The organism is Streptosporangium sp. NPDC000509, from assembly GCF_042898365.1.
Taxonomy (GTDB): Bacteria; Actinomycetota; Actinomycetes; order Streptosporangiales; family Streptosporangiaceae; genus Streptosporangium.
On sequence record NZ_JBIAYX010000009.1, the window covers coordinates 187,633 to 212,139 of the forward strand.

Below are 24,507 nucleotides of genomic sequence, written 5' to 3' on the forward strand. Positions count from 1 at the left end.
TCCCGGCCGCCGCGCCCGCCCCCCGCGCCGGCGCCCCCCCCCCCCCGGCCGCCCCGCGCCCCCGAGACAACCGCAGGGCGCGGATGGGGGGGGGGGGGGGGGGGGGGGCCCCCCCCACGACCGGTGACACGGGTCGTGCCGATGTCCGGTGAAGGGGTCAGCGCTCGACGATCTCGTTCTTGCCGATGACGACGATGCCGCCGTTGGTCACCGCGAAGCGGCTGCGGTCGTACTCCAGGTCGAAGCCGATCCTGGCGCCGTCCGGGATGATCACGTTCTTGTCGATGATGGCCTTGCGGACGATGGCGCCGCGGCCCACCTTCACGTTGCCCATCAGGACCGAGTCCTCGACCTGGGAGTGGGAGTGCAGCACCACGCCGGGGGAGAGGATGGAACGCTCGGCGAGCCCGCCGGAGACGATCGCGCCCGCGGAGACGAGGGAGTCGATCGCCCTGCCCACCCGGTCGCCGTCGTTGTGCACGAACTTGGCCGGGGGGAGCGGATCGTGGCCGGTGTAGATGGGCCAGCGGCTGTTGTAGAGGTTGAAGACCGGATGCGCCGAGATGAGATCCATGTGGGCCTCGTAGTAGGCGTCGAGCGTTCCGACGTCCCTCCAGTAGCCCCGGTCGCGCTCGGTGGAGCCGGGCACGATGTTGTCGGCGAAGTCGTACACCTCCGCGCTGCCCGACTTCACCATCATCGGGATGATGTTGCCACCCAGGTCGTGCTTGCTGGTCGGGTCGAGCGCGTCCTCCCTCAGCGCGTCGATCATCGACTGGGTCTTGAAGACGTAGTTGCCCATCGAGGCGTAGACCTGGTCGGGCGCGTCGGGCAGGCCCACCGCGTCCTTCGGCTTCTCGCGGAAGGCCGTGATCTTGCGTCCGGCGGGGTCGGTCTCGATGACCCCGAACTGGTCGGCGAGCGAGAGCGGCTGCCGGATCGCGGCCACGGTCACCTCGGCTCCGCTCTCGATGTGCTGACGCACCATCTGCTGCGGGTCCATGCGATAGATGTGGTCGGCGCCGAACACGATGACGTGGTCGGGCATCTCGTCGTAGATGAGGTTCAGATTCTGGAACAGCGCGTCGGCGGAACCGGAGAACCAGTGCGGCCCGAGGCGCTGCTGGGCGGGGACCGGTGTGACGTAGTTGCCGAGCATCGCCGACAGGCGCCATGTCCGGGAGATGTGCCGGTCGAGACTGTGGTTCTTGTACTGCGTCAGCACAACGATCTGGAGGTAGTGGCCGTTGGCGAGATTGGACAGTACGAAGTCGACGAGCCGGTATATCCCCCCGAAAGGCACCGCAGGCTTCGCTCGATCAGCTGTCAGAGGCATGAGCCTCTTACCTTCTCCACCGGCGAGCACGATCGCGAGGACTCTCATAGGTGGACCTTAACCTGATGAACAGGGATGAAACACTAGGCTGATCGCATGCGAGTGGATCTGCTGACCCGTGAATACCCCCCCGACGTCTACGGAGGGGCGGGAGTTCACGTCGAATACCTCGCCCGGGAGTTGCGCAGGCTCGCCGACACCCGGGTCCGCTGCTTCGGAGCGTCACGACCGGAGGAGGGCGTCGCGGCCTACCGGGTGCCGGGCGGGCTGGAGACGGCCAACGCCGCGCTGCAGGTGCTCGGCGTCGACCTGGAGATGGCCGCCGGGTGTGAGGGCGCCGACCTGGTACACAGCCATACCTGGTACGCCAACTTCGCGGGCCACGTCGCCAAGATGCTGTACGGGACACCCCACGTGGTGACCACGCACAGCCTGGAGCCGCTGCGGCCGTGGAAGGCCGAGCAACTGGGCGGCGGTTACACGCTGTCGTCGTGGGCCGAGCGCGGCGCGCTGGCGAGCGCCGACGCGATCATCGCGGTCTCCGAGGGGATGCGCCGCGACGTGCTGGCGAGCTATCCGGAGATTCCGCCGGAGAGGGTCACTGTGATCCACAACGGGATCGACACCGGCGAGTACGCCCCCGACCGGGACACCGACGTCCTGGAGCGGCACGGCATCGACCCGAGCAGGCCCTACGTCGTCTTCGTGGGGCGCATCACCCGGCAGAAGGGTCTCGTGCACCTGCTCCACGCGGCACGCGACTTCCACCCCGACGCCCAGCTGGTGCTCTGCGCGGGAGCCCCCGACACTCCCGAGATCGCCGCCGAGGTGACCGCGCTGGTGCGCGGACTCGACCGCGAGGGCGTCGTGTGGATCTCGGAGATGCTTCCCCGTCCCGAGGTGATCCAGATCCTCACCCACGCCACCGTGTTCGTCTGCCCCTCCGTCTACGAGCCGATGGGCATCGTCAACCTGGAGGCGATGGCCTGCGAGACCGCCGTCGTGGCCACCGCCACCGGCGGCATCCCCGAGGTCGTGGCAGACGGCTCGACCGGTCTGCTGGTCCCGATCGACCAGGCCGCCGACGGCACCCCGCACGACCCCGACGCCTTCGCCGCCGACCTCGCCGAGCGGGTCAACCGGCTGCTCGCCGACCCCGCCCTCGCCACCAGGATGGGCGAGGCGGGAAGGGTCCGCGCGGTGGAGCACTTCTCCTGGGAGCGCATCGCCGAGCGGACGATGGAGCTCTACCGGCAGGTCGCCCGCCGGTAGGCGCGGGCCTGCGCCGGGTGACGGTCCCTCGCGGGGCGGAGTCCACGGCGGTGGTCTCCCGCAGTGGTTCCCCGGTGGTTCCCCGTGGTCTCCGGCGGTGACGAGGTGGGGTCCTAGGCGGTGATGAAGTGCAGGATCACGTTGTGCACGTGATGCGCCTTGTTGTCGCCCCGGAACTCCACCTCGTAGGTGTGGGTGCCCACGTGGATCGCGATGGCCCCCGAGGAGAAGAACGAGCCCGCGATCGACTTGTTGCTCACCACGCTCACCGCGGAGACCTTGTTGTAGGGGATGCTCGTGATGGCGATCTTCTTGCCGACGAACGACTTGTCCTGCACGATCACCCGCTTGTCGGTGAGCCCCAGGAAGCCGGTGCCCGTACCGATGGCGTCGTAGACGGCGATGATCTGCTCGCCGGGCATGAGGCCGCTCTCAATCTGCTGGTACTGCTCCTTGCGGTCGTACACAACCTGAGCCATGACGTTCGCAATCTGTAGGGGGATCTGTGTCTCTGTGAAACGAACGTCCCGGGGGTCAGGTTCCTGGGCGGGTAAGGTCGGCCCGTGAACTTTCAGATGAGGATCACCGATCGTCACGGTGGTGTCAGCACCGGTCCGTACCGCAGTCGCAATCTCGGAGGCATGTGCGGCGACGAGCCGGACGCGGTCGCGGAGAACAGAGCGCGGACGGCCGCCGAGTTCGGCCTGGAGCGGGTCGTGTTCATGCGGCAGGTCCACAGCGCCGATGTCCAATATGTCAGGGAACCCTTCGGCGACGACCCGCCGCCACTGGACGGGGTCTGTACCGACGTTCCCGGCCTCGGCCTGGCCGCGCTCTGCGCCGACTGCGCGCCCGTCCTGCTGGCCGAGCCGGAGGCCGGACTGGTCGGCGCCGCGCACTCGGGCCGGGTCGGCACCATGTCCGGCGTCGTCACGGCCCTGGTCGAGGAGATGGCCGAACGCGGAGCGGACCCGGCGAGGATGACCGCGCTGATCGGCCCGATGGCCTGCGGCACCTGCTACGAGGTCCCCGCGGACATGCGTGAGGAGGTCGCGGTGATGCTTCCCGAGGCGTGGTCGATCACCCGCCAGGACACCCCGGCCCTCGACCTGCGGGCCGCGATCACCTCGCAACTGGGCAAGGCGGGTGTCGGGGAGATCACCCACGACACCCGCTGCACCATCGAGAGCCCCGACCTGTTCTCCCATCGCGGGGAGGGGACGACCGGCAGGTTCGCGGGCTACGTCTGGCTGGAGGCCTGACCCGCCCTCACCCCGGTCCCGGCCCGCGTACGGAGGGGAGGCCGGTCCAGGTCGCCCACGGGACCCGCCCGGCCCTTCCCGGTCACGCGGTGTCCGTCACGCCGCGGCACGCTCCAGCACGACCACCGGGATCTCCCTCTCGGTCTTCGTCTGGTACTCGTCGTAGGCGGGCCAGGCCGCGGCCATGATCGACCACATCTCCGGTTTCTCCTCCGGAGTGGCGGTGCGTGCCCTGGCCTTGAACCGGTCGTCCAGCACCTGGACCTCGACCTCGGGATCCGCCTGGAGGTTGAGGTACCACAGCGGCGGATCGTCGGCGCCCCCCTTGGAGGCGACCACGAGGAGGTCGTCGCCGTGACGCTGGTAGATGAGCGGGGTGGAGCGCCGCTCGCCGGACTTGCGGCCGACGGTGGTGAGGATCAGGGTCGTGGTGCCCTGCCACTCGTGCCCCTCGGCGCCGTCGGTCGCCTGATATCTCTCCACATGCTCTTTTCCGAACAGCATGATCTATCCCCTCTGACGATTACGCGGGTCAATACCCGTCAGAGGGGATCCATCACACCGGGTCGATCAATCCGCCGACAGGATGCTCCCGTAGGCGCGGGCGGCCAGGTCCGCGATCAGATCGTGCGCGCCGAGAACCTCGGCGCACTCGGCTCCGACCTCCTCCGCGGCCGCGTTCGCGAGCCCTGGAGGCGCCTCAGGGCCCAGCAGGCAGGGGGAGACGGCGATGCGCTGGGCGCCGATGCCGCGAAGCCGCCCGGCCGCGTCCGCCACGGTGGGCGCGCTGTCGAGGGAGGCGACCAGGACGGGCAGGGTGAGCCGCGAGGCCAGCAGCACCGCCGTCGGCTGTGCCTCCGCCGCCGCGATCTCGCCGCCGACGGTGGCGAGGATGACCGCGTCGACCGGGCTGGAGACGTTGAGCAGCCGCATCCGGTCGGCCCGCGCCAGGCTTCGCTCCGACAGGCGGATGTGCAGGGCCTCGGCGAGCAGCGGGTGCGGCCCCAGGGGGTCGGTGACCGTCACCGGGACCTTGCTGGAGGCGACCGCCGCGGAGATCAGCTGGTCGGCGACCGGGTGCGGGCCGGTCAGCAGCGGAACCACGATGGCGGCCGTCGCGTCCTCGGGACGCTCCCTCGCCGCCGCCTCCAGTTCGGAGGTCAGTCCTTTGCCGTCCTCGCCGAGCGCGGCCAACCGGACCTGGATCTGTGGATTGTCCCCTCGGATGAGGGCCGCGAGTTCCGCGGCGGTGCCGGAGGCGTCGCCGAGCGCGGCCAGCACGAGCGCCGGCGCCTCGGGCGGGAGCTGGGAGGGCACGGGCCTGCGGTGCCTTCCGGAGGGCCGTACCGGGCGCCCTCGTACGGGGAGGATGGGACTCTCGCTCACATGCGCGGACTCTAGGGGCATTTGACACTTCCCGTGACCGGAAACGGCAGCATTTCCGTCACAACATTTGTGGAAAGGAGTGGGGAACCCGCCCCCGGGCGGGTCGGTGACCGGGCGTGCGCCCAGCTCACAGCCGGTATGCGACCGGCTCGCGGCCGGTACGGGGTGGGCTCATGTCCGGCGTGCGACCGGGTCACGACCGGCGCGCCGGCGGGTGACCGGTTCATGGTGGGTGGGCGGGCGGTGCGCGGCCGGGAAACCCGTCAGGTCAGACGTCACGGTGCCCCTCCCACTCGTCCTCCAGCGCCGAGTGCACGATGGAGTCGCGCCAGACCCCGCGGGCCCGCACGTGGTGCCTGATCCTGCCCTCCTCGACCATCCCGGCGACCAGCATCGCGAGTTGGGCGGCGGTGTTGGCGGGGGAGCGGGCGCCCCAGATGCGGTGCAGGCGCAGATCGCGGAAGCCGAACGTCAGGATCAGCCGGATCAGGTCGGTGCCGATGCCCCGGCCCCAGTGGTCGGGACGGAGCCCGAGGCCGATCTCCGCGCTGTGCGGGTGGTCGGCCTCGATGTGCAGCCGGGCGACGCCGAAGGCCTCGCTGTTGTCGAGGTCGGTCACCGCCAGCACGTAGAGACGCCGAGGCTCGACCTCCGCGGCCTTGATCGCCTCGATGATCGTTTCCTCGACCTCCTCGCGCGTGCGGGGGTCGAACGGCAGGTGCTCGGTGGCCGTCGGGTCACCGTATACGGCGTGCAGGGCGTCCACGTCATCGATGGTGATTTCCCTGAGCCGGAGTCTCTTGCCCGAGATCTCAACGTGGCGCATGCGCAGACGCTAACGTCTCGGAGCGCCTACGGCTAGAGATCTTTCCGGTAAGCGGACATACCATCATTTTAGTGATCTTATACGCATGGCTCCGTGTGTGCCCAGGGCCAGGATTCCTGTGCCACGACTCAGGCGACACGGTCTCGATCGTGTCCGGAATCGGACACGGGCCGGCTCCCGTGCGGTCGGCCTCGCGGGGGGGCCGCTTCACTTCGCGGGGAGCGACGCCGTCTTCGACGGACATGTCGATCCTCCTTTTTTGCGGGGAGGGCACCGGAGGGCGGTGGCCGGGGATGGCCGTCCCCTGCCACCGGCCCGCCCGGCTTCCCCTCGTGGCGGGCTCTGGTGGTTCTGACGTACTCCGATAGGCCTGTATGGGGTTACAACGAGCCGGCGGGTCGGCGAGTTCGGTGAATCGCGGCGAATTCACCGGGTGGTTCTCCTACTTCGGAGAAGGACGCGGCCACCGGAGAGGGGCGGTGGCCGCGAGAGGGCTCAGGCGTCCCGGGAAGCGGTCCCCGTGCGCGTTCCCGGAACGCCGTCGCCGGTGGCGCCGGAATCCCCGCCCTGGGCTCCGCCGAGGTCGGGGGTTCCGGGGAGGTCGGTGTGGGTCCCGGGCGCGATGGCGAGGCCCACGGCGGTGACGGCGAGCGCGGCGACCACGTAGAGCGAGATGGCGAGGGTGCCGCCGAACCGGTCGAAAAGCGACAACGCGATGATCGGGGCGAGGGCGCCACCGAAGATCCCGGCGACCTGGTAACCCATGGACGCGCCGCTGTAGCGCAGGCGGGTGCTGAACAGCTCGGCGATGAAGGCCGCCTGCGGCCCGTACATCGCCGCGTGGCAGGCGAGGGCGACGACGGAGGCCAGCACGATCAGCGGGAAGGACCTGGTGTCGAGCAGGGGGAAGAAGGCGAACACCCAGATCGCGGCCCCGATCACGCCCGCCAGGTAGACCGGGCGGCGGCCGACCCGATCGGAGAGCGCGCCGAACAGCGGGATCAGGAAGAGCTGGAAGGCGGAGCCGATCAGCACCGCGTTCAGCGCGACCCCGCGTTCGAGTGCGAGGGGACCGGTGACGTAGGCCAGGACATAGGTCACGAAGATGTAGAAGGCGACGTCCACGCCGATGCGTGCGAGGCCCGCGGAGATCAGCGCGCGCGGGTGCGTGCGCAGCACCTCGAGCAGCGGCATCCGTGCCTTCGCGCCCGCCCGCTCGACCTGGGCGAACAGCGGGGACTCCACGATCCGCAGGCGGATCCACAGGCCCACGACGACGAGCGCGCCCGACAGCAGGAACGGCACCCGCCATCCCCACGACAGGAACGCCTCCTCGGGAAGCGCCGCGGACATCACCCCGAGCACGCCCGCCGCCAGCAGGTTTCCCGCGGGTACGCCGACCTGCGGCCAGCTCGCGTTGAACCCGCGACGGCGGGAGTCGCCGTGCTCGATGGACATCAGCACGGCTCCGCCCCACTCGCCGCCCAGGCCGAGCCCCTGCAGGAAGCGCAGGGTGACGAGCAGCAGCGGGGCGGCCACGCCGATGGTGGCGTAGCCGGGCAGCAGGCCGATCAGGAAGGTGGCGACGCCCATCAGCAGCAGGGTGACCACCAGTACGTTCTTGCGGCCGGCCCGGTCGCCGAAGTGGCCGAACACGATGCCGCCGAGCGGCCGCGCGACGAACCCGATCGCGTAGGTGAGGAACGCGAGCAGCGTGCCGGTGAGCGGTTCGAAGGTGGGGAAGAAGAGCCTGTTGAAGACCAGGGCCGCGGCCGAACCGTAGAGGAAGAAGTCGTACCACTCCAGGGAGGTGCCGACCAGTCCGGCCACGATGACCCGTCTGGTCTGGGAGCTTGCCATCGCATGTGCTCCTTAGCTTCTCGTCGGGGGAGGTCCCGTGAGTTCGCTTCGTGTTGCGGTCCCCATCAACATAAGAATCGTTCAACAATTCGACAATAGGTTTGTTTGATGATTTCTTGGGGGAGTGGAAAACGTCACCGCAGCGCTACAGCGCGATCGCGGTCGTCTCGGGCGCAGCAGTGCGGCGGAGGTGGTCGCCGACATCCTCCGTGACCGGATCGCCGAAGGACTCTTCGTCCCAGGTCAGCGCCTGTCCGAGGAGAGCATCGGCGCGGCGCTCGAAGTCTCGCGCAATACCCTGCGCGAGGCGTTCCGGCTTCTCGGTCACGAGCGCCTGCTGGAGCATCGGCTCAACCGGGGTGTGTTCGTGCGCGTGCTGTCGGCGGAGGACGTCGCCGACCTCTACCGGATGCGCAGGGTGATCGAGGGCGCCGCCGTGCGAAACAGTGCGCACGCCACCCGGGAGACTCTCGCCGTCATCAGGGAGGCCGTCGCCGAGGCGTCCCGTGCCGCCGGCGAGGGGCGCTGGCAGGACGTCGGGACGGCCAACATCCGCTTCCACCAGAACCTCGCCGCCCTGAACGGCAGCCCGCGCCTGGACGAGGTGATGCGTCAACTGCTGGCCGAGCTCCGCCTGGTCTTCCACGTCATGAAGAACCCCCGCGCCTTCCACGAGCCTTTCGTGGTCCGCAACATGCAGTTGGTGGAGCTCATGGAGACCGGACGGGTGGCCGAGGCCGAGCAGGCCCTGGAGACCTACCTGGACGACGCCGAGAAACTACTGATAAAGGCATATATCCCCTAGCCGTAAATGGGGTGTAATACGGCACAATGGGCGGATGCTTCCTCCGAATCCGCATGTGAACGTGCTCATCGGCCCCGGTGTGGTCGCGGACCTCCGCCTGCTCACCGAGGTGGCCGATCGGGAGTTCGCGGCGCTCGGTGTCGGCGGTACGGTGTCGGCGACCCCGGACGTGCCCGGCTTCCGGGCGGCGCTGGAGTCGCGGGACGTCCTGGTCATCCTGCCGGGTCCGGATCCAGAGGCCCGCCGCCTGGCTTCCGAGCGTCCCGACGCGGTCTGGCTCGACCTGACGATGAGGCCCCACCCGGCGAAGGCCGACGCGCCCCTTCCGGCGGCCGAGGCGGGCACCGGGACCGCGGACGGCGCGGTCTCCACGGGCGGCACGGGGGCCGCCGGTGGCACGGGCGCCACCGGAGCCACCCGGGCAGTGTCGGGCACCCACATGCACGGGCGGGGAATCTGGGGACTGACCTGGGCGATCAGGCACGCCGTCCATCGCCTGCGCCGGCCCGCGCGCAGGATCGCCTACGGCGACCACCCCGACCAGTGGTCGGAGGTGCGCTCCCCGTACGGAGGCGACGGGCAGGCCCTCGCGGCGTCGGGGGAGAGCGGCGAACAGGTGCCTACCGCGGTGCTGCTGCACGGTGGTTTCTGGCGTTCGGTCTGGGGTGCGGACCTGATGGACGCGCTCGCCGTCGACCTCGCCGAGCGCGGGTTCGTCGCCTGGAACCTCGAATACCGCCGCCCCGACCTGCACGGCTGGGACGCGACCACCGAGGACGTCGCCCGGGGCGTCGCCCTCGCGGCGGAGAGCGCGAACGGCCCGCTCGTGGTGATCGGCCACTCGGCGGGCGGACAGCTCGCGCTGCGCGCCGCCGCCGACGACCACCGGATCACCCTGGCCGTCTCCCTGGCGGGGGTGCTCGACCTGGCCGAGGGAGATCGCAGGCACACGGGCACCGGCGCGGTCGCCGCCGCGCTCGGCGGATCCCTCGCCGAGGTGCCCGACGTCTACCGGAGTTCAGGGCCGCTGGAACGGCTTCCGGTGGGAGTGCCCCAGCTCATCGTGCAGGGCGGCGGGGACGACCTGGACCTGGTGGACTTCAGCCGTCGCTACGCGCGAGCCGCCCAAGCGGCGGGCGATCAAGTGACATATCTCGAAATGTCGGGCGATCATTTTGACGTCATCGACCCCGCCTCACCGATCTGGCGGGCCACCGCCGGGGCGGTCGCCGAGCACCGAACCCCCTCCTGACGCGCCTTCGCCGGTCGAAGGACTCCTGAAAGGTCCCCCGGCAGCCCGGCAGGAAGAAGGTCGGCGCCGACCGGCGAAGGTTCACCGAGCCGAGTCGCCCGACCAGGCTGAACCACCCGCGGTCCATCCCGCCGGAGGCCCCTCAAGGGCCCGTCGGAGGCCCGTCAGAGCGAGGAGAGGGGGCGCCAGGGGACCGGGCTGGACAGCACCATCATGCTCGACGGGTGGCCGTAGGGGGCGAGCCGGTCGATCATCTCCTCGAAGGCCGTCATCGAGGAGGCGGCCACCCGCAGCAGGCAGCAGGCGTCACCGGTCACCCGGTGCACCTCCAGGATCTCCGGCCAGGCGAGCGCCTGATCGTCGCGGAGCACGCAGCGGGGCCCGTAGCACGACATCCTGATCAGCGCGGCCACCCCGCGCCCGGCCAGCGCCGCGTCCACCCGGGCGTGGTAGCCGGTGATCACCCCGGTCTCCTCCAGCCGTCGCACCCGCTCGGCCACCGCCGGAGCGGACAGGTGCACCCGGCGCGAGAGCTCGCTGTACGACAGGCGCGCGTCGTCCTGCAACTCGGCCAGCAGCGCCCAATCCATCGCGTCCACGGTCACGCTCCGTCACGTCGTAACTTGATCTGCCCGATGCCTTACGTTCCGAAGGCTCAGTCCAATAATCACCTTTCTTCCATTATTTCCGTACAGACCGATACAGACCACCATGGAGGTACCCAGGCGGAGGAGGAGTGATGACCGGCATCAAGCAGCTCACAGAGCAGGACCGTAAGGCGCGCGCCGAGGCCAACGAAGGGCTGCCGACGCTGGGCTTCGAAGAGGGCACGCCCTACGACGACTACGTGGGCACCGCCGCCCTGCGCGGTATCCAGCGCACCCTCACCGACGTTCCGGAGGAACTGCCGTTCCTGGTCACCACCCAGGTGATGGAACTCTATTTCGGACTGCTCCGCACCGAGTGGCACCTCGCCCAGCGGCAGCTCGACGAGGACGACGCCGATGCCGCGATCTCGACGATCAAGCGCACCGTACGGCACTTCGAGGCGCTCAACGCCGCCTGGGCCGCGCTGAGCTGGCTGACCCCCGCGCAGTTCAACTCCTTCCGCGACGCGCTCGGCGAGGGGTCCGGCTTCCAGTCGGCCCTCTACCGCCACGTGGAGTTCCTGCTCGGCAACAAGTCCGAGGCGCTCATCCGGCCGCACCGCCGCAACCCCGAGGCGTACGAGGAGCTCGTGGAGGCCCTGCACCGGCCGAGCCTCTACGACTCGGTCCTCGCCTTCCTCGCCCGCGCGGGCCACGCCGTCCCCCGTGCGGTGCTCGATCGCGACCTCGCCACCGAGCACGAGCCCGTCCCCGAGGTCGAGGCGGTCTGGGTCGAGGTGTACGGCGGTCCGCTCGCTCCGCTGGCCGAGGCGCTGACCGACCTGGCCGAGCAGTTCTCCGAGTGGCGCTACCGGCACCTGATGGCAGTGCGCCGCTCGATGGGCGCCAAGCCGGGCTCCGGCGGGTCGAGCGGCCTGAGCTGGCTGGAGCGGAGCATGCGACGGGAGATCTTCCCCGAACTCTGGACGGCCAGAACCCTGATGTGAGGTGCTCCTCGGCGCCGTACCCCGGGGTCCTTCGGGTTCTCCGACGCCCGCGCTCGTCAGCGGCCCGCGCGGCGCACCTCCCCGCCGGGGAGGAGGTCAGCCGACCTGGCAGGCAGGGCACCAGAAGAGGTTGCGCCCGGCGAGCACCCTCGTGCGGACCTCGGTGCCGCACAGGAAGCAGGGCATGCCGGAGCGCCGGTAGACGTAGACCTCGCCGCCGTGGCCGTCGACGCGGGGCGGGCGGCCCATCGCCTGCGGCGTGTGCTCGGGCCTGACCGTGTCGATGTGGCCCACCCGGACGCCGTCGGCCATCAGAAGCACCAGATCCGCCCAGATCGCCTCCCAGCGGTCGTGGGTGAGGTCGCGGCCGGGCCGCGACGGGTCGACCCCCTGGCGGAACAGCGCCTCGGCGCGGTAGATGTTGCCCACCCCCGCGACGACCGACTGGTCCATCAGCAGGACCCCGACGGAGACGCGGCTGCGGCTGATCCGCCGCCAGGCGATGTCCGGATCGGCGTCCGCGCGCAGCGGGTCCGGCCCGAGCCTGGCGTGCAGCGCGGCCTTTCCCTCGGGGCCGAGCAGCTCGCAGGTGTTGGGGCCGCGCAGGTCGGCGTACTCGCCCGTGTTGCTCAGGCGCAGGCGCACCATCCCCGTCGGGGCGGGCACGGGGACCGGGCCGAAGGCGTACTTGCCGTAGATGCCCAGGTGGACGTGGAGCCACCGCTCGTCGTCGAAACCCAGCAGCAGGTGCTTGCCGTGGGCGTCGGCCTCGGTGAGCACCCGCCCGTCGATCCGCAGGGCTCCGGCGGCGAACCGTCCCTGGGGGCTCTCCGCGTGCACGGCCCGCCCCCCGAACGCCCGCCGGTGCTCTCGGGCGAGGCGATGAATGGTGTGTCCTTCAGGCATGATTGTGAGAATCATACGATCCGCGCGGCGATGCTCAGGGCGCCGCGGACGCCCGCTCCCGCCGACGCCGGGAACGGCGCCGGGCCAGGGCGTGGGCCGACGCGGCGAGCAGGGCCCCGGCCGCGTACGCCACGAGGTCGGCCGCGCCGAACGTGCTGCCGAGCACCAGCCTGGCCACGACGCTCACCTCGGAGAGCGCGGCGGGAACGGGCGTCAGCTGGGCCAGCTCGACCGCCCAGCTGAACGCCAGCGCGCCGATCGCGGCCCGCACCGGCGTGATCCGGGGCCACACCAGCACCACCAGCGCGTGGACGAGCACGGTGTAGAGGGCGTCGCCCGCGTACTTGCCGAACCAGCCGCCGGTGACCGCGCGGACGGTGAGCCCGGCGGCGACGGTCGCCACGGCGGCGAACGCGGCGAGCAGGCGCGTGCGGGAGGAGGGATCTTCCATCAGGGCCATCGAGTCGTCCGAGATGCGAGGGTCAGGGGAGGGCGGGCAGGGGGCGGCCGTGCAGCCAGCCGGCGAACAGGTCGTCCAGCGGCCGCGTCGTGCGGCGCGCGGCGAGCGCGGTGAAGGCGTCGGTGGTGACGGTCCCGTGGCGGTGCCCGGCCGTCCACTCCCTGAGCAGCGCGAAGAAGGAGTCGTCGCCGACGGTGCGCCGGAGCGCGTGCAGGGTGAGGGCGCCGCGTTTGTAGACGCGGTCGTCGAACAGCCGCCGGGGACCCGGGTCGGCCAGCGTGAAGTCCTGCGGGAGCACCGAAAGGCGGCGGTGCCAGCGGTGCGCGTGGTCGTCGGAGGACAGGCCGCCGGAACTCTCCGACCAGATCCACTCCGCGTACGAGGCGAACCCCTCGTGCAGCCAGATGCCGCTCCAGTCGGCCACCGTGAGGCTGTTGCCGAACCACTGGTGGGCCAGTTCGTGCGCCACCAGCCGCTCCTCGCTTCGTTTGCCGTCCACGTGGTTCACCCCGAAGATCGACATGCCCTGCGCCTCGACCGGGATCTCCAGCTCGTCGTCCACGACCACCACGGTGTAGGAGCCGAACGGGTAGGGGCCGAACCGCTCGCTGAAGACCTCCATCATCCGCTCCTGGCGCCCGAAGTCGTGGCGCACCCGCGTGGCGTATCCGGCGGGGAAGACCAGCCGCGTCCCCGGACCGGCCTCGGCCTGCTGGTAGCGGCCGATCTGCACGCTCGCCAGGTAGGAGGACATCGGCTCGGCCTGCTCGTACACCCACGTGGTCGTCGAGGCCGCCCGGCGTTTGGAGACGAGCTCGCCGTTGGCGACCACCTGGTACACCGAGGCGGTGGTGACCGAGATCCGGTAGGTGGCCTTGTCGTCCGGCCGGTCGTTGCACGGGAACCACGAGGGCGCCCCGATCGGCTGGCCGGCCACGATGACGCCGTCGGTGAGCTGCTCCCAGCCGAGCCCGCCCCAGTGGCTGCTCACAGGGCGGGGGGTGCCCGCGTAGCGGATCTCGACGGTGAACCGGCCGGGGCGCAGCCCGGCGGGCGACAGGTGGAGCTTGCCGCCGCGGTGGGTGAAACGCACCGGCGCGCCGTCGACCAGCACACCGCTCACCCGCAGGGCGCCGAGGTCGAAGGCGACCCGGGTGAGCGGCCGCAGCGCCACCGCGGAGATCCTGGCCACCCCGCCCAGGCGGTTGGGGCCCACCCGGTAGTCGAGGGTGAGGTCGTAGTGCTCCACCCGGTAGCCGTCGTCGCCGTGCATGGGGAAGTACAGCTGGAGGGTGGAGGTCGTGCTCAAAGCCACACCGGCTTCCTCTGTTCGCGCGCTATCCTCGCCGGGCCCAGGCCGCGATCGGGTTGCCGAACCAGCGGGTCCCGGCGGGCACGGACTCGCCGCGCATCACCAGGGACGCCGGTCCGACCGTGGTGTTCTCCCCGATCGTCGCCGCGGGCAGGACCACCCCGTGGGGGCCGAGTGTGGATCCGTCCCGCATGACGACAGTATCGATGCTCATCACGCGGTCGTGGAACAGGTGTGTCTGCAACACGCATCCCCGGTTCACCGACACCCCGTCACCCAGGCTGACCAGGTCGACCTCCGGCAGCCAGTAGGTCTCGCACCACACGCCCCTGCCCACCCGCGCCCCCAGGGAGCGCAGCCACAGGTTCAGCGGTGCCGTCCCCAGCCAGTGCTGGGCGAACCAGGGCGCGGCGAGCACCTCCACGAAGGTGTCGGCCAGCTCGTTGCGCCACACGAACGAGCTCCACAGCGGCCGGTCGCCCACCGCGATCCTGCCCACCAGGACCCACTTGGCCACGGTCGCCGTCGCCGCGGCGAGCACCCCGCCGCCCAGCACCGCCACGCCCGACAGGGCCGCCGCCACCGCGAAGCCGTACGCCCCGGCCAGCCACTCCACGGCCGCCGCGACGAGCACGGCCACGGCGACCGTGCACATCAGCGGCACCACGCGGCACACCTCGACCGCGGCGCGGGCGAACCTCAGCCTCGGCGGCGGGTCGTAGGTGCGGCTCCGATCGCCCTCCTCGGCGGACCTGCGCAGCTCCACCGGGGGCATCCCCAGGTACGACGAGCCCGCCTTGGCCTTCTTCGGCGCCGCGGACAGCACCGCGACCAGCCCGTCCTTGGGCACCTTGCGCCCCGGCGCGGTCATCCCCGAGTTGCCGAGGAACGCGCGCTTGCCGATCCGCACGTGGCCGACCCGCAGCCGCCCGCCCTCCAGCTCGTACGGCGCGACCATCGTGTCGTCGGCGAGGAAGGCGCCGTCGCCGACCGAGGTCATCGACGGCAGCGCCAGCACGGTCGACAGCTCCACGTCACGGCCGACCTTCATGCCCAGGGCGCGCAGCCAGGCGGGGGTGACCATGCTCGCGTACAGCGGGAACAGCCAGACCCGCGCCATCGACATGAGCAGGCCCGTCGCCCACGCCTGCCAGGCCTGGCGGCTGTGCACCGGGTGCTGCCCGGCGTGCAGGCCGAGCGAGAGCAGTCGTACCGAGGCCACGGTGAGCAGGGCGAGGGTGGCCGCCGAGGCGAGGGTGGCGAGCGGCACCCCGTACAGGACGGAGGCGAGGGAGGGTGCGCCGTCGCGCAGCAGGACGGCGAGGCCCGGCAGCGCGGCGATCACCGGGAAGAGGCTCAGGACCAGCGCGGACAGCCCGTACGCCGTCGCCCAGGGCCATGAGCGCGGGGGGCGGTCGACGGCCGTGGGGCGGGCCTTGCCCGTCCGGCTCGCGGGCACGCCCGCCCAGCGCTCCCCGGAGGGCACCGAGCCCGCCACCGCCGAACCGGGCGCCACCTGGGCGTTCTTGCCGATCTTCGTGCCGGGGAACAGGGTGGTGCGGGCGCCGACCGTGGCGGAGGCGCCGATCTTGATCTCGCCGACGCGCACCTGGTCGCCGTCGATCCAGTAGCCGTTCAGGTCGACCTCGGGCTCGACGGCCGCGTACCTGCCCAGTTTGAGCATTCCGGTGATCGGCGGCATCGAGTGCAGGTCCACGTCGTCGCCGACCTGGGCGCCGAGCGCCCGCGCGTAGTGGGTGAGCCACGGGGCGGTGGAGACCTCGCCCACGCCGAGCCGCTCGGAGAGCCGATCGGCGAACCACAGCCGCAGGTGCGTGCCGCCGCCCCTGGGGTATGTGCCGGGCTCAAGACCTCGTAGCAGCAGCCTGGCGCCGCCCGCGGCGAGCGCGATCCGCCCGGCGGGGCTGACGAACAGCAGCGCGCCGGCGAGCACCCACCACCACGAGACGGCGGGAGCCCAGGGAGATCCGGCCAGGTTGTTCAGCGCGGCGAGCGCCACCACCCAGCGCAGCGCGCCGACGCTGAGCAGCGGCACGGTGAGCGCCGCCTGCGCGATCGCGGCGCGGCGCGGCATCGGCGTGACGATCCGGTCGGTGGTCACGATCTCCGGCGCGTCGAGCGCCGACAGGTGCCTGCCGAGCCCGGCCAGCGTCGGGTGGTCGTAGACGTCGCCGACGGTGACCGCCGGGTAGCGGGTCCGCAGCGTCGAGACCAGCCGCGCCGCCGCGAGGCTGGTGCCGCCCTCGGCGAAGAAGTCGCCCTCGACGCCGCCCAGGATGTCCGTCCAGCACTCGGTCACCCACGGGTCGACGTCCGGCACCCCGGCGTCCGGTGTCTCCGGCGTTCCCGGTCTGCCGGGCAGCGGCCAGGGCAGCGCATCCCTGTCGATCTTCCCGGAGGTGCGGGTCGGGAGCTCGTCCACGAGGGCGATCCTGGGGACGAGCGCGGCGGGCAGGGAGTGGCGGAGGCGGTCTCTGGCGTCTTGCTGGTCGAACTCCTCGCCGGGCACGACGTAGCCGACGAGCAACTGGTGTCCGCCGCCGGTCGTGCGGACCGCCGAGGCCGCCCCGGCGACCCCGGGCAGCGCCTGCAGCGCCGCGTCCACCTCGCCCAGCTCGATCCTGCGCCCGCCGAGCTTGATCTGCTCGTCGGCCCGCCCGACGAAGACGAGCCCTTCCGGCTCCGCCCTCACCAGGTCGCCGCTGCGATAGGCGCGCTCCCAGCCGAGCGAGGTGAGCGGCGCGTACTTCTCCGCGTCCTTGACCGGATCCAGGTATCTGGCGAGCCCGACCCCGCCGATGACCAGCTCGCCGGTCTCTCCCATCGCCACCGGCTCGCCGTCCTTGCCGACGACGGCGAGGTCCCAGCCCGTCAGCGGCAACCCGATCCGCACCGGGCCCTCGCCGGTGAGCGGCGCCGCGCACGCCACCACCGTCGCCTCGGTCGGGCCGTAGGTGTTCCACACCTCGCGGCCCGGCACGGCCAGCCGCTCGGCCAGCTCCGGGGGACACGCCTCGCCGCCGAAGATCAGCAGTCGTACGTCGTCGAGCGTCTCGACGGGCCAGAGCGCCGCCAGCGTCGGTACGGTCGACACCACCGTGATGCCCATGTCCAGCAGCCACGGCCCCAGGTCCATGCCGGTGCGCACCAGCGCGCGCGGCGCCGCCACCAGGCAGCCGCCGTGACGCCAGGCGAGCCACATCTCCTCGCAGGAGGCGTCGAACGCCACCGACAGTCCCGCCAGCACCCGGTCACCGGGGCCGATCGGCTCTTTCGTGAGGAACAGCCGCGCCTCGGCGTCCACGAACGCCGCGGCGCTGCGGTGGGTCACCGCCACCCCCTTGGGCCTGCCGGTGGAGCCGGAGGTGAAGATGATCCACGCGTCGTCCTCGGGACCGGGGCGCTCGCCGACCCGCCTTCGCTCCTCGTCCGGTCTCCCGCCCGTCGCGTCTGCACCGCGCCCGTGGTACGGGCCCCCGCCGTGCAACTCGGCCGCGTAGTCGAGTTCGGAGCCGCCGGTGCGCCGGGGCTCAGGCGTGAGGTGTTCGGGGCCGTGAGGGTGGTGAATCTCACATCCGGCACCCTGCTCGGCGGAGGGTTCACCGGGGTGCCCGTCGCGGCCGGCCGGGTGCGCCGCGCCGTCACCGGAGGAGGGGGCGCCCAGGTGCTCGTACGGGTCGCCGTAGGGGGAGATCTTCCCGCCGTCGCCGATGACGGCGCGGACATTCGCCTCGCCGAAGACCAGGTCAGCCCGCTCGTCGGGGTCGTCGGCGTCCACCGGCACGTAGGCGGCCCCGGCGGTGAGCACGGCGACGATCGCGACGTACAGGCCGACGGTGCCCGAGGGGATCCGCACCCCGACCCGGTCCCCGCGCCCGATCCCGGCCGCCCGCAGCTCCAGGGCCATCCGGTTCGCCTCGGCCCGCAGCCCGGTGTAGTCGAGACGGGTCTTGCCGTCGTCCAGGGCGAGCGCGTGGGGGTGCCGTCGCGTGGTCTGGTCGAGGATGTCCAGCAACGTCCTGACCTGCGGCGCGGCCCCTCCGGGCAGGAGCGCTCGCGACGGCACACCGGTGCCGGCCGGTAACGGAATCACTGTCTTCCCCCATGTGTACGCCCCCTGTGGGCCCGGGACAGCCTACGTGCACGGGGTTAACGCATTTCCTCCGTGAGGCCGTACCTCACATGAACCTTCCCTTTCGGGCATATTTCACCCAGATGGCAGTGGGGGCCTGCCGGGCGTTGACGCCCCTTCCGGTGCGATCTTAAACTCAACGCTTAGTGAATTAGCTGCCGTACGGCGAGGCCGGGACGTCTGCGGCGGCCACGGCACGGGAGCGTGACGCCATGCGCAGGACATCCGCCGCGGTCGGGACCACGATCTTCTTCGCCTTGGCGCCGGGAACCGTCGCGGGGGTCCTGCCCTGGTGGATCACCCGCTGGGAGGAGGGGGACCTCCTGCGCGCGGCGCCACTCTGGGGTGCGGTGCCGCTGCGCCTGGCGGGCGCGGCACTCGTTCTCGCCGGGACCGCGGTGCTGGTCAGGGCGTTCGTCCGGTTCGTCGTGGAAGGTCTCGGCACCCCCGCCCCGATCGCGCCCACCGAGCACCTGGTCGTCGGCGGGCTGTACGCCCACGTCCGCAATCCGATGTACGTGTCGGTTCTCGCGGTCATCTGCGGGCAGGCGCTGCTCCTGGGCCGCCCCGTCCTGCTGCTGTACGCCGTCGCCGTGGCCGTGCCGGTCGTCGCGTTCGTCCGCTGGTACGAGGAGCCGACCCTGCGCCGCGCGTTCGGCGCCGACTACGAGAGATACCGTGCGGCGGTGCCGGGCTGGTGGCCCCGCTCGCGTGCCTACGAACCCTGATCGATCGCCGTACGGCCGGCCCGCGCCGTCACGGGCAGGACGGCAGCCATCCCTTGGCCGCCGCGAGGCATCCGGCCTGGAACCGGCTGCGAGCCCCGAGCCGTTCCATCAGTTCGGCGGTGACGCGCCGCAGGGTGCGCACCGAGACGTCGAGCCTGCGGGCCACCGCCTCGTCGGTCAGCCCCGTCGAGAGCAGGCGGAGCACCTCGCGCTCCTGGTCGCTGAGGCCCTTCTCGTCGCGCCTGCGCTCCTCGCCCAGCGGGCCGGCGGTCCCCCAGGTCTGCTCGAACAGGGCGACCAGGGCGGCGACCACGCCCGCCCCGCGCAGCAGAACCGCTCCGACGCTGCTGTCCGCCGGGTCCGTCGGCAGCAGGGCCGTCCGGCGGTCGAAGATGAGCATGCGAAGCGGGAGTCCGGGGGTGGTGCGGATCTGGCCGCCGTTACCGGTGAGCCAGGTCGCGTACCCGGTGGTCGCCTGGTCGTTGCGGACACTGTCGGGATAGATGATGCGGATCGCCACGCCACGGTCGAGCAGAGCCTCGTCCAGCGGACGGCTCGCCAGGATGTTCTCCGGGGTCTGGGCGCTCTTGGGTTCGAATCCGAGCAGTTCCTGCCGGCACCCGCCGACCAGTTCCTCGATCCTGCCGCGGATCGTGTCGATGCCGACGAGCGCCTCGGAGTCGCCGTCCGAGCGCGCCGGGTGGTGGTCGCCGTAGGCGGCGATCATCTGGGCGACGGCCGTCCGGCTCCGCTCGATCTCCTGCTGCTTGGCCAGCAGCGCGGCCTCCTCCCTGGCCAGTAGCGCGGAGAGTCCCACCTCCGGGCGGACCAGGCGCAGCACGTCCGGCTCCTCCCAAGAGGGGCGCAGGAGTGACAACTTGGCCAGTTCGTCCAGGGTGGCGCGGATCCGGTGGACCGGCCATCCCAGCTCCAGGCTCAGCTCGGTCACCCCGAAGGAGGGGTTCTCCAGAATGGTGCGGTAGACGGTTTCCTCGGCGGACCCGATGCCAAGCAGCATGAGCACGACTCCTCCACGGTTCGAGCATGACCGAGACACGATCCGGTGGGCGGGACCCACGACGATCACAGCCTGAAAAGTAGCCGGGCGCAGTGATGACCGGGTTACGCGATCGCCCCGCCCCCGCCGGGGCGTGCCGGTCCGCCGGGATCGTCCTTCGGGCGCGGGGTGTGGCGGGGCGTCCTCCGAGGGGCCTGCCGGGGCGGTGCGCGGGGTCCGCGGGGACGCCGTGCGGGGACGCCGGCGTCGGGCCGCGGGGGCGGGGCGCGGGGGCGGGGCGCGCTGGCATGATGCTGCCACGCCATGGACCTGACAGGGGAAACACCTGGTGGATTCGCCACGCGCGAACCACGGTCGATTCATGTATCTCATCAACGCGCGCCTGCGTGCCCCCCAGATCGAAGGCCACCTGGCCCCGGACGGCGGGTGGATGCCCGCGCGTGAGCTCCGCCACCTTCTTCTGGTGCTGGCGGAGCCCGCCGACGGGATAGAGCACATCTACAGCGAGCAGCATCCCGCCGGAATCCATCTCGGTCTCTTCATCCGCAGGCCCACCCTCGACGAGGCCGAGAGCGCCGCGGCCCGGCTGTGCCTGCGTGCCCTGCACGGCGTTCCCGAACTCTCCGGGTGGTCGCTGGTGGCCTGCGGCACCGACCTCGACCTCGCGCTCGGGCGTCTTGAGTCCTTCGACGAGGAGGCCTGTCAGCGTCCTGCCATTGCAGCGCGCTGACAGGCTCCAGGGCTTCCGCAACCAACCGCGATCGCCCAAGAATCGAAGTGTCAGAACGAAGCGGGAAATATCCGGAAATGAAATTCGGAGATCGTCCGCGAAACAGAAAAAGGGCGCCGAGAATCGCCGGTCGAAAGGAAAGAAGAACAATGAGCACCACGGTCCGTCGCATCGCCCCCGCACTCGGCGCCCACTCTCTCACCGCCCTTCTCGTCGCCGCGGCCGTGCCCGGGATGAGGGCCGGCCTCGCGGCCACCGCGGCCCGCACCCCGGCGGGCGGCGCCGGCTGGCAGTGAGCCGACCAGGAGAAACCCAGAAAACCATTCGTCACGGGCACCGAGCCCGAGAAGTCGTCCGGGAGGCGACCATCGTGAAGCACCAGGAAGTCGAGTTACTCGCTCTCGGCGCAGGGCCGTCCAACCTCGCCCTCGCCGTGGCCCTCGAAGAGCTCGCTCCGGAACTGGCCACAAGAACGCTGATCATAGAACAGCACGAGAACGTGGTCTGGCATCGGGGAATGCTGCTGCCCTGGGCCCAAAGCCAGGTTTCCTTTCTCAAGGACCTGGTCACGTTGAGAAACCCGCAGAGCAGATTCTCCTTCGTGAACCACCTGCACTCCGTGGGAAGGCTCAGTGAATTCGTCAATCTGGGCAGTTTCACCCCGTACAGGACGGAGATCTCGAACTACCTGCTCTGGGTGGCGGAGTCGCTCGCCCAGGTGCGCATCGAGTACGGCCGGCGCTGTGTGGCGGTCGAGCCGGTCATGGCCGAGGACGGCGGCGTCGAACGGTGGATCGTCCGGCTCGCCGACGGATCGACCATCGGCTGCCGCACCCTGGTGGTCGGCGCGGGCCGTGACGCCCACATCCCCGAGGTGTTCGACGAGCTCCCCCGCGAGCGGATCATCCACAGCACCGAGTACAGCCAGGTGATCGCCGAGATCGACCACGACGCCCCGCACCGGGTCGCGGTCATCGGCGGCGCGCAGAGCGCGGCCGAGATGCTGTGGTCCACCCACCAGAGCATGCCCAACGCCCAGTGCACGATGATCATGCGCTCCATCGGCCTCACCGGCTACGAGAGCAGCAAGTTCACCAACGAGCTCTTCTACGCCTCCTTTGTCGACGAGTTCCACCGGTCGCGTCCCGAGGCACGACGCCAGCTCCTCGGCGAGATGCACCGCACCAACTACGCCGGGCTGTCGCCGGGCCTGCTCGAAAACCTCTACCGGCAGATCTACCTGGAGCGCCTCGCCGGACAGGAGAGGATCCGGATGATCACGATGGCCGAGATCTCCCGGGCCAGGATCGAGGGCGACGAGATCGTCCTCACCCTCCGGGACAGGAAGAGCGGCGACCACGACGAGCTGACCTGCGACATCCTGCTGCTCGGCACCGGCTTCGACCGCCGGATGCCCACGCTGATCCGCGACCTCGCCACCAAGGCCGGCCTCGGCGAGATCGGCGTCGATCGCTTCTACAAGCTGTCCCTGCCCACCGGCTCGGGCGCCGCCTGCTACCTGCAGGGCGTGAACGAGGACACGCACGGCATCGCCGACTCCCTGCTCAGCACGCTGGCCAACCGGGCGGAGGAGATCGTCTACGACATCCAGGGCAACAACGCCGCCGCCGAGCTCCTCACGCCGTTCGCCCTCCCGATCGCCTCCTGACCCCTGCCGAGCCTCTCGGAAACCTTCGAGGAGAACCCCCGTGGACCTCCGTACCTTTGACCCCGCCCACCTGCGCCAGGACAACGGGCTGCTCGCCAAGCGGCTGCTGCCCTGGGAGACGCTGAACGCCCCCTTCGAAGGCGCCTGGTGCGTCATCGAACCGGGAACCGCCTCGACCCGGCACGCCCACCACGAATACGAGATCTTCATCGCCGTCTCCGGCGAGGCCGTTCTGGAGAGCGAGGGCGAGAGCAGCCCCTTCTCCGCCGGAGACGTCGTCTACTTCCCGCCCGGCACCGACCACCGGGTCGTCAACGACGGCACCGCCAGCTTCGAGATGTACGGCATCTGGTGGGACCACGACATGACCCGCACGTTCGAGAACCGCCACCAGGAGGAGAGATGACGGAGACGATCGTCATCGCCGCGACGCCGACGCCGAACGGTGACCTGCACGTCGGTCACATGGCGGGTCCCTACGTCGCCGGAGACGTCTACGCCCGCTACCTGCGGGCCGAAGGCCGCGGGGTCAACTACAACACCTGCACCGACGACAGCCAGTCGTACATGATCTCGACCGCCCACAAGCACGGCACCACGCCCGCCGAGCTGTGCGCGACGTCCACCGCCCGCATCCAGCGGTCGGTCGAGGCGATGGGCATCTCGCTGGCCCCGATGCCGCCCATCGACGACGTCTACCGGCGTACCGTGCTCGACTTCGTCACCGCCCTGCACGAGCAGGGCCGGTTCGAGACGCGGACCGTGCGCATGCCGTACGCGGAGAACGCGGGAACCTACCTGTTCGACGGGCTGGTCAAGGGCGAGTGCCCGGCCTGCCTGACCGAGAGCTGCGGCGGGTCGTGCGAGGGCTGCGGCCACCCCAACCACTTCGACGACCTGGGCGACCCGCGCTCGGTCCTCGACCCCGCCGACCCGGTGACCTCGCGCGAGGTCACCGTCCTGGTCCTGCCCATCGAGAACTACCGGGAGGAGCTCACCGCCTACTACGCCGCCCGCGAGAGCACCTGGAGGGGACACAGCAAGCAGCTCATCCGCGAGATCCTGGCCAGGCCGCTCCCCGAGATCCCGATCACGGTGCCCTCGCCGGGCTGGGGGATCGACGCCCCCTTCGCCGAGACGCCCGGCCAGATCCTCTACCCGTGGGTCGAGGCGATGCCCGCCTCGATCTACAGCACCTGGAAGGCGGCCGGCGAGCCAGCGGGCCCCGTCGACCAGGCCTGGCTCGCCGAGAGCGGCAACAGCCTCGTCTACTTCCACGGATTCGACAACGTCTACTTCTGGGGCATGGTCGACCTGGTCATGCTGCTCGCGCACGGCGACCGCTACATCACCCCCGACACCAACATCTGCAACGAGTTCTATGAGCTGGAGAACGAGAAGTTCTCCACCAGCCGCAACCACCTCATCCGCGGCGCCGACCTGGTCGCCGAGGTGCCGCGCGACCTCGTCCGGTTCTATCTCGCCCTGACCTGCCCCGAGGACCAGCGGGCCAACTTCACCAGGGAGGGGCTCGACAAGGTCACCTCCCGCAGGTTGCGCGAGCCGTGGAACGCGCTCGCCGACCGCCTCGACGCCCTCGTCACCGACCCGGGGGAGGAGCTGAAGGTCACCGACGCCGGACGCCGCCGGGCCGCGGTGGTCGTCGAGAGGTTCCGGCTCTGCTACGACCTCACCTCGTTCAGCCTCACCCGGGCGGCGGACAACATCGTCACCCAGCTCTCGAGGCTGCTGACCGCCGAGCGCGACGAGCCCGGCGACCTCCTGATGGAGGTGCGCGCCTTCCTCTCCTGCGCCGCCCCCGTCCTCATCGACGTCGCGGCCGAGGCCGAGGCGGCCGGTGTCGAGCTCACCCTCGACACCTCCGCGGAGACGATCGACGCCTTTACGCTACCGCGACTGCCCGGGAGCCCCCGATGA

Annotated in this window: 23 protein-coding genes; 11 read left to right on the forward strand and 12 right to left on the reverse strand. The window is 70.9% G+C overall.

The annotated features are described in order from the left end of the window. Positions 1-157: 157 nt before the first annotated feature. Entirely contained in the window at positions 158-1,384 is a 1,227-nt protein-coding gene (gene glgC / locus ACFY3D_RS18295) for a glucose-1-phosphate adenylyltransferase (RefSeq protein ID WP_350943866.1), read from the reverse strand. Between the two features lie 48 nt (positions 1,385-1,432). Between glgC and glgA the strand changes: the two genes are divergently transcribed. After that, positions 1,433-2,608: a glycogen synthase gene (gene glgA, locus ACFY3D_RS18300; protein WP_389980754.1), complete on the forward strand. Its 1,176-nt coding sequence runs from the start codon at positions 1,433-1,435 to the stop codon at positions 2,606-2,608. A 113-nt stretch (positions 2,609-2,721) separates the two neighbouring features. Here glgA and ACFY3D_RS18305 read toward each other — a convergent pair whose 3' ends face one another. Further along, positions 2,722-3,087, reverse strand: a complete 366-nt coding sequence (locus tag ACFY3D_RS18305; RefSeq protein WP_362505298.1) for a PH domain-containing protein — start codon at positions 3,085-3,087, stop codon at positions 2,722-2,724. A gap of 96 nt (positions 3,088-3,183) precedes the next feature. Here ACFY3D_RS18305 and pgeF point away from each other — a divergent pair, with 96 nt between their 5' ends. Then, positions 3,184-3,870 carry a peptidoglycan editing factor PgeF gene (gene pgeF, locus ACFY3D_RS18310; RefSeq protein ID WP_389980974.1) on the forward strand — a complete coding sequence of 229 codons (687 nt, stop codon included), beginning with the start codon at positions 3,184-3,186 and terminating at the stop codon, positions 3,868-3,870. A gap of 96 nt (positions 3,871-3,966) precedes the next feature. Here pgeF and ACFY3D_RS18315 read toward each other — a convergent pair whose 3' ends face one another. From ACFY3D_RS18315 to ACFY3D_RS18330, 4 genes are all read right to left on the reverse strand, one after another. Next, the gene (locus ACFY3D_RS18315; RefSeq protein WP_389980756.1) at positions 3,967-4,374 is read right to left on the reverse strand and encodes a nitroreductase family deazaflavin-dependent oxidoreductase; all 408 of its coding nucleotides are present in this window, start codon (positions 4,372-4,374) and stop codon (positions 3,967-3,969) included. A gap of 66 nt (positions 4,375-4,440) precedes the next feature. Continuing rightward, positions 4,441-5,256 carry a sirohydrochlorin chelatase gene (locus ACFY3D_RS18320; protein ID WP_389980758.1) on the reverse strand — a complete coding sequence of 272 codons (816 nt, stop codon included), beginning with the start codon at positions 5,254-5,256 and terminating at the stop codon, positions 4,441-4,443. Between the two features lie 268 nt (positions 5,257-5,524). Beyond that, the gene (locus ACFY3D_RS18325) at positions 5,525-6,082 is read right to left on the reverse strand and encodes a GNAT family protein (protein ID WP_350943857.1); all 558 of its coding nucleotides are present in this window, start codon (positions 6,080-6,082) and stop codon (positions 5,525-5,527) included. A 495-nt stretch (positions 6,083-6,577) separates the two neighbouring features. Continuing rightward, positions 6,578-7,942: an MFS transporter gene (locus ACFY3D_RS18330; RefSeq protein ID WP_350943855.1), complete on the reverse strand. Its 1,365-nt coding sequence runs from the start codon at positions 7,940-7,942 to the stop codon at positions 6,578-6,580. 124 nt (positions 7,943-8,066) lie between these two features. On the opposite strand from ACFY3D_RS18330, the gene ACFY3D_RS18335 reads away from it, so the two are divergent. After that, positions 8,067-8,747, forward strand: coding sequence for a GntR family transcriptional regulator (locus ACFY3D_RS18335; protein ID WP_389980760.1), 681 nt, complete (start codon positions 8,067-8,069; stop codon positions 8,745-8,747). A 34-nt stretch (positions 8,748-8,781) separates the two neighbouring features. Then, complete coding sequence (locus ACFY3D_RS18340; protein ID WP_389980762.1) at positions 8,782-9,999, forward strand: alpha/beta hydrolase; 1,218 nt, start codon at positions 8,782-8,784, stop codon at positions 9,997-9,999. Positions 10,000-10,163: 164 nt separating this feature from the next. On the opposite strand, the gene ACFY3D_RS18345 is transcribed toward ACFY3D_RS18340, so the two are convergent. Beyond that, entirely contained in the window at positions 10,164-10,589 is a 426-nt protein-coding gene (locus ACFY3D_RS18345) for an Lrp/AsnC family transcriptional regulator (protein ID WP_350944243.1), read from the reverse strand. 149 nt (positions 10,590-10,738) lie between these two features. On the opposite strand from ACFY3D_RS18345, the gene ACFY3D_RS18350 reads away from it, so the two are divergent. Then, positions 10,739-11,593: a tryptophan 2,3-dioxygenase family protein gene (locus tag ACFY3D_RS18350; RefSeq protein WP_350943850.1), complete on the forward strand. Its 855-nt coding sequence runs from the start codon at positions 10,739-10,741 to the stop codon at positions 11,591-11,593. A 96-nt stretch (positions 11,594-11,689) separates the two neighbouring features. Here the strand turns inward: ACFY3D_RS18350 and ACFY3D_RS18355 are convergent, their stop codons facing one another. Genes ACFY3D_RS18355 through ACFY3D_RS18370 form a run of 4 tightly spaced genes read right to left on the reverse strand, consistent with a single transcriptional unit; the run spans position 11,690 to position 18,385 of the window. After that, positions 11,690-12,499 (reverse strand): Fpg/Nei family DNA glycosylase, encoded by an 810-nt coding sequence (locus ACFY3D_RS18355; protein WP_389980764.1) that lies wholly within the window; start codon positions 12,497-12,499, stop codon positions 11,690-11,692. 34 nt (positions 12,500-12,533) lie between these two features. Continuing rightward, entirely contained in the window at positions 12,534-12,959 is a 426-nt protein-coding gene (locus ACFY3D_RS18360) for a DUF2809 domain-containing protein (RefSeq protein ID WP_389980766.1), read from the reverse strand. A gap of 22 nt (positions 12,960-12,981) precedes the next feature. Continuing rightward, the gene (locus ACFY3D_RS18365; RefSeq protein ID WP_389980768.1) at positions 12,982-14,274 is read right to left on the reverse strand and encodes a M1 family metallopeptidase; all 1,293 of its coding nucleotides are present in this window, start codon (positions 14,272-14,274) and stop codon (positions 12,982-12,984) included. Positions 14,275-14,296: 22 nt separating this feature from the next. Next, positions 14,297-18,385, reverse strand: coding sequence for a Pls/PosA family non-ribosomal peptide synthetase (locus ACFY3D_RS18370; RefSeq protein WP_389980770.1), 4,089 nt, complete (start codon positions 18,383-18,385; stop codon positions 14,297-14,299). 251 nt (positions 18,386-18,636) lie between these two features. Here ACFY3D_RS18370 and ACFY3D_RS18375 point away from each other — a divergent pair, with 251 nt between their 5' ends. Then, a complete protein-coding gene (locus tag ACFY3D_RS18375; RefSeq protein ID WP_389980772.1) occupies positions 18,637-19,152 on the forward strand; it encodes a methyltransferase family protein in 516 nt (171 codons plus the stop codon). A gap of 28 nt (positions 19,153-19,180) precedes the next feature. Here ACFY3D_RS18375 and ACFY3D_RS18380 read toward each other — a convergent pair whose 3' ends face one another. Then, on the reverse strand, positions 19,181-20,170 hold the full coding sequence (locus ACFY3D_RS18380) for a LuxR C-terminal-related transcriptional regulator (RefSeq protein ID WP_389980774.1): 990 nt from the start codon (positions 20,168-20,170) through the stop codon (positions 19,181-19,183). 361 nt (positions 20,171-20,531) lie between these two features. Between ACFY3D_RS18380 and ACFY3D_RS18385 the strand changes: the two genes are divergently transcribed. The 5 genes from ACFY3D_RS18385 to ACFY3D_RS18405 all read left to right on the forward strand — a co-directional run bounded on the left by ACFY3D_RS18385 (position 20,532) and on the right by ACFY3D_RS18405 (position 24,507). Next, positions 20,532-20,900 (forward strand): hypothetical protein, encoded by a 369-nt coding sequence (locus tag ACFY3D_RS18385; RefSeq protein ID WP_350943838.1) that lies wholly within the window; start codon positions 20,532-20,534, stop codon positions 20,898-20,900. 149 nt (positions 20,901-21,049) lie between these two features. Next, on the forward strand, positions 21,050-21,196 hold the full coding sequence (locus ACFY3D_RS18390) for a hypothetical protein (protein ID WP_362897106.1): 147 nt from the start codon (positions 21,050-21,052) through the stop codon (positions 21,194-21,196). A gap of 74 nt (positions 21,197-21,270) precedes the next feature. Next, a complete protein-coding gene (locus tag ACFY3D_RS18395) occupies positions 21,271-22,569 on the forward strand; it encodes a SidA/IucD/PvdA family monooxygenase (protein WP_389980776.1) in 1,299 nt (432 codons plus the stop codon). Positions 22,570-22,609: 40 nt separating this feature from the next. Next, entirely contained in the window at positions 22,610-22,975 is a 366-nt protein-coding gene (locus ACFY3D_RS18400) for a cupin domain-containing protein (RefSeq protein WP_350943832.1), read from the forward strand. After that, a complete protein-coding gene (locus ACFY3D_RS18405) occupies positions 22,972-24,507 on the forward strand; it encodes a class I tRNA ligase family protein (protein WP_362897104.1) in 1,536 nt (511 codons plus the stop codon). Before ACFY3D_RS18400 ends, ACFY3D_RS18405 begins: the two co-directional genes overlap by 4 nt.

Excerpts from the sequence above, each read along its gene's own strand:
- ACFY3D_RS18345 (WP_350944243.1), bottom strand. The coding sequence starts at position 10,589 with ATGGATTGGGCGCTGCTGGCCGAGTTGCAGGACGACGCGCGCCTGTCG.
- ACFY3D_RS18360 (WP_389980766.1), bottom strand. The coding sequence starts at position 12,959 with ATGGCCCTGATGGAAGATCCCTCCTCCCGCACGCGCCTGCTCGCCGCG.
- ACFY3D_RS18305 (WP_362505298.1), bottom strand. The coding sequence starts at position 3,087 with ATGGCTCAGGTTGTGTACGACCGCAAGGAGCAGTACCAGCAGATTGAG.
- ACFY3D_RS18325 (WP_350943857.1), bottom strand. The coding sequence starts at position 6,082 with ATGCGCCACGTTGAGATCTCGGGCAAGAGACTCCGGCTCAGGGAAATC.
- ACFY3D_RS18380 (WP_389980774.1), bottom strand. The coding sequence starts at position 20,170 with ATGCTGCTTGGCATCGGGTCCGCCGAGGAAACCGTCTACCGCACCATT.
- ACFY3D_RS18315 (WP_389980756.1), bottom strand. The coding sequence starts at position 4,374 with ATGCTGTTCGGAAAAGAGCATGTGGAGAGATATCAGGCGACCGACGGC.
- ACFY3D_RS18375 (WP_389980772.1), top strand. The coding sequence starts at position 18,637 with ATGCGCAGGACATCCGCCGCGGTCGGGACCACGATCTTCTTCGCCTTG.
- pgeF (WP_389980974.1), top strand. The coding sequence starts at position 3,184 with ATGAGGATCACCGATCGTCACGGTGGTGTCAGCACCGGTCCGTACCGC.
- ACFY3D_RS18385 (WP_350943838.1), top strand. The coding sequence starts at position 20,532 with ATGTATCTCATCAACGCGCGCCTGCGTGCCCCCCAGATCGAAGGCCAC.
- ACFY3D_RS18355 (WP_389980764.1), bottom strand. The coding sequence starts at position 12,499 with ATGCCTGAAGGACACACCATTCATCGCCTCGCCCGAGAGCACCGGCGG.
- glgA (WP_389980754.1), top strand. The coding sequence starts at position 1,433 with ATGCGAGTGGATCTGCTGACCCGTGAATACCCCCCCGACGTCTACGGA.
- ACFY3D_RS18330 (WP_350943855.1), bottom strand. The coding sequence starts at position 7,942 with ATGGCAAGCTCCCAGACCAGACGGGTCATCGTGGCCGGACTGGTCGGC.
- ACFY3D_RS18350 (WP_350943850.1), top strand. The coding sequence starts at position 10,739 with ATGACCGGCATCAAGCAGCTCACAGAGCAGGACCGTAAGGCGCGCGCC.
- ACFY3D_RS18405 (WP_362897104.1), top strand. The coding sequence starts at position 22,972 with ATGACGGAGACGATCGTCATCGCCGCGACGCCGACGCCGAACGGTGAC.
- ACFY3D_RS18340 (WP_389980762.1), top strand. The coding sequence starts at position 8,782 with ATGCTTCCTCCGAATCCGCATGTGAACGTGCTCATCGGCCCCGGTGTG.
- glgC (WP_350943866.1), bottom strand. The coding sequence starts at position 1,384 with ATGAGAGTCCTCGCGATCGTGCTCGCCGGTGGAGAAGGTAAGAGGCTC.
- ACFY3D_RS18390 (WP_362897106.1), top strand. The coding sequence starts at position 21,050 with ATGAGCACCACGGTCCGTCGCATCGCCCCCGCACTCGGCGCCCACTCT.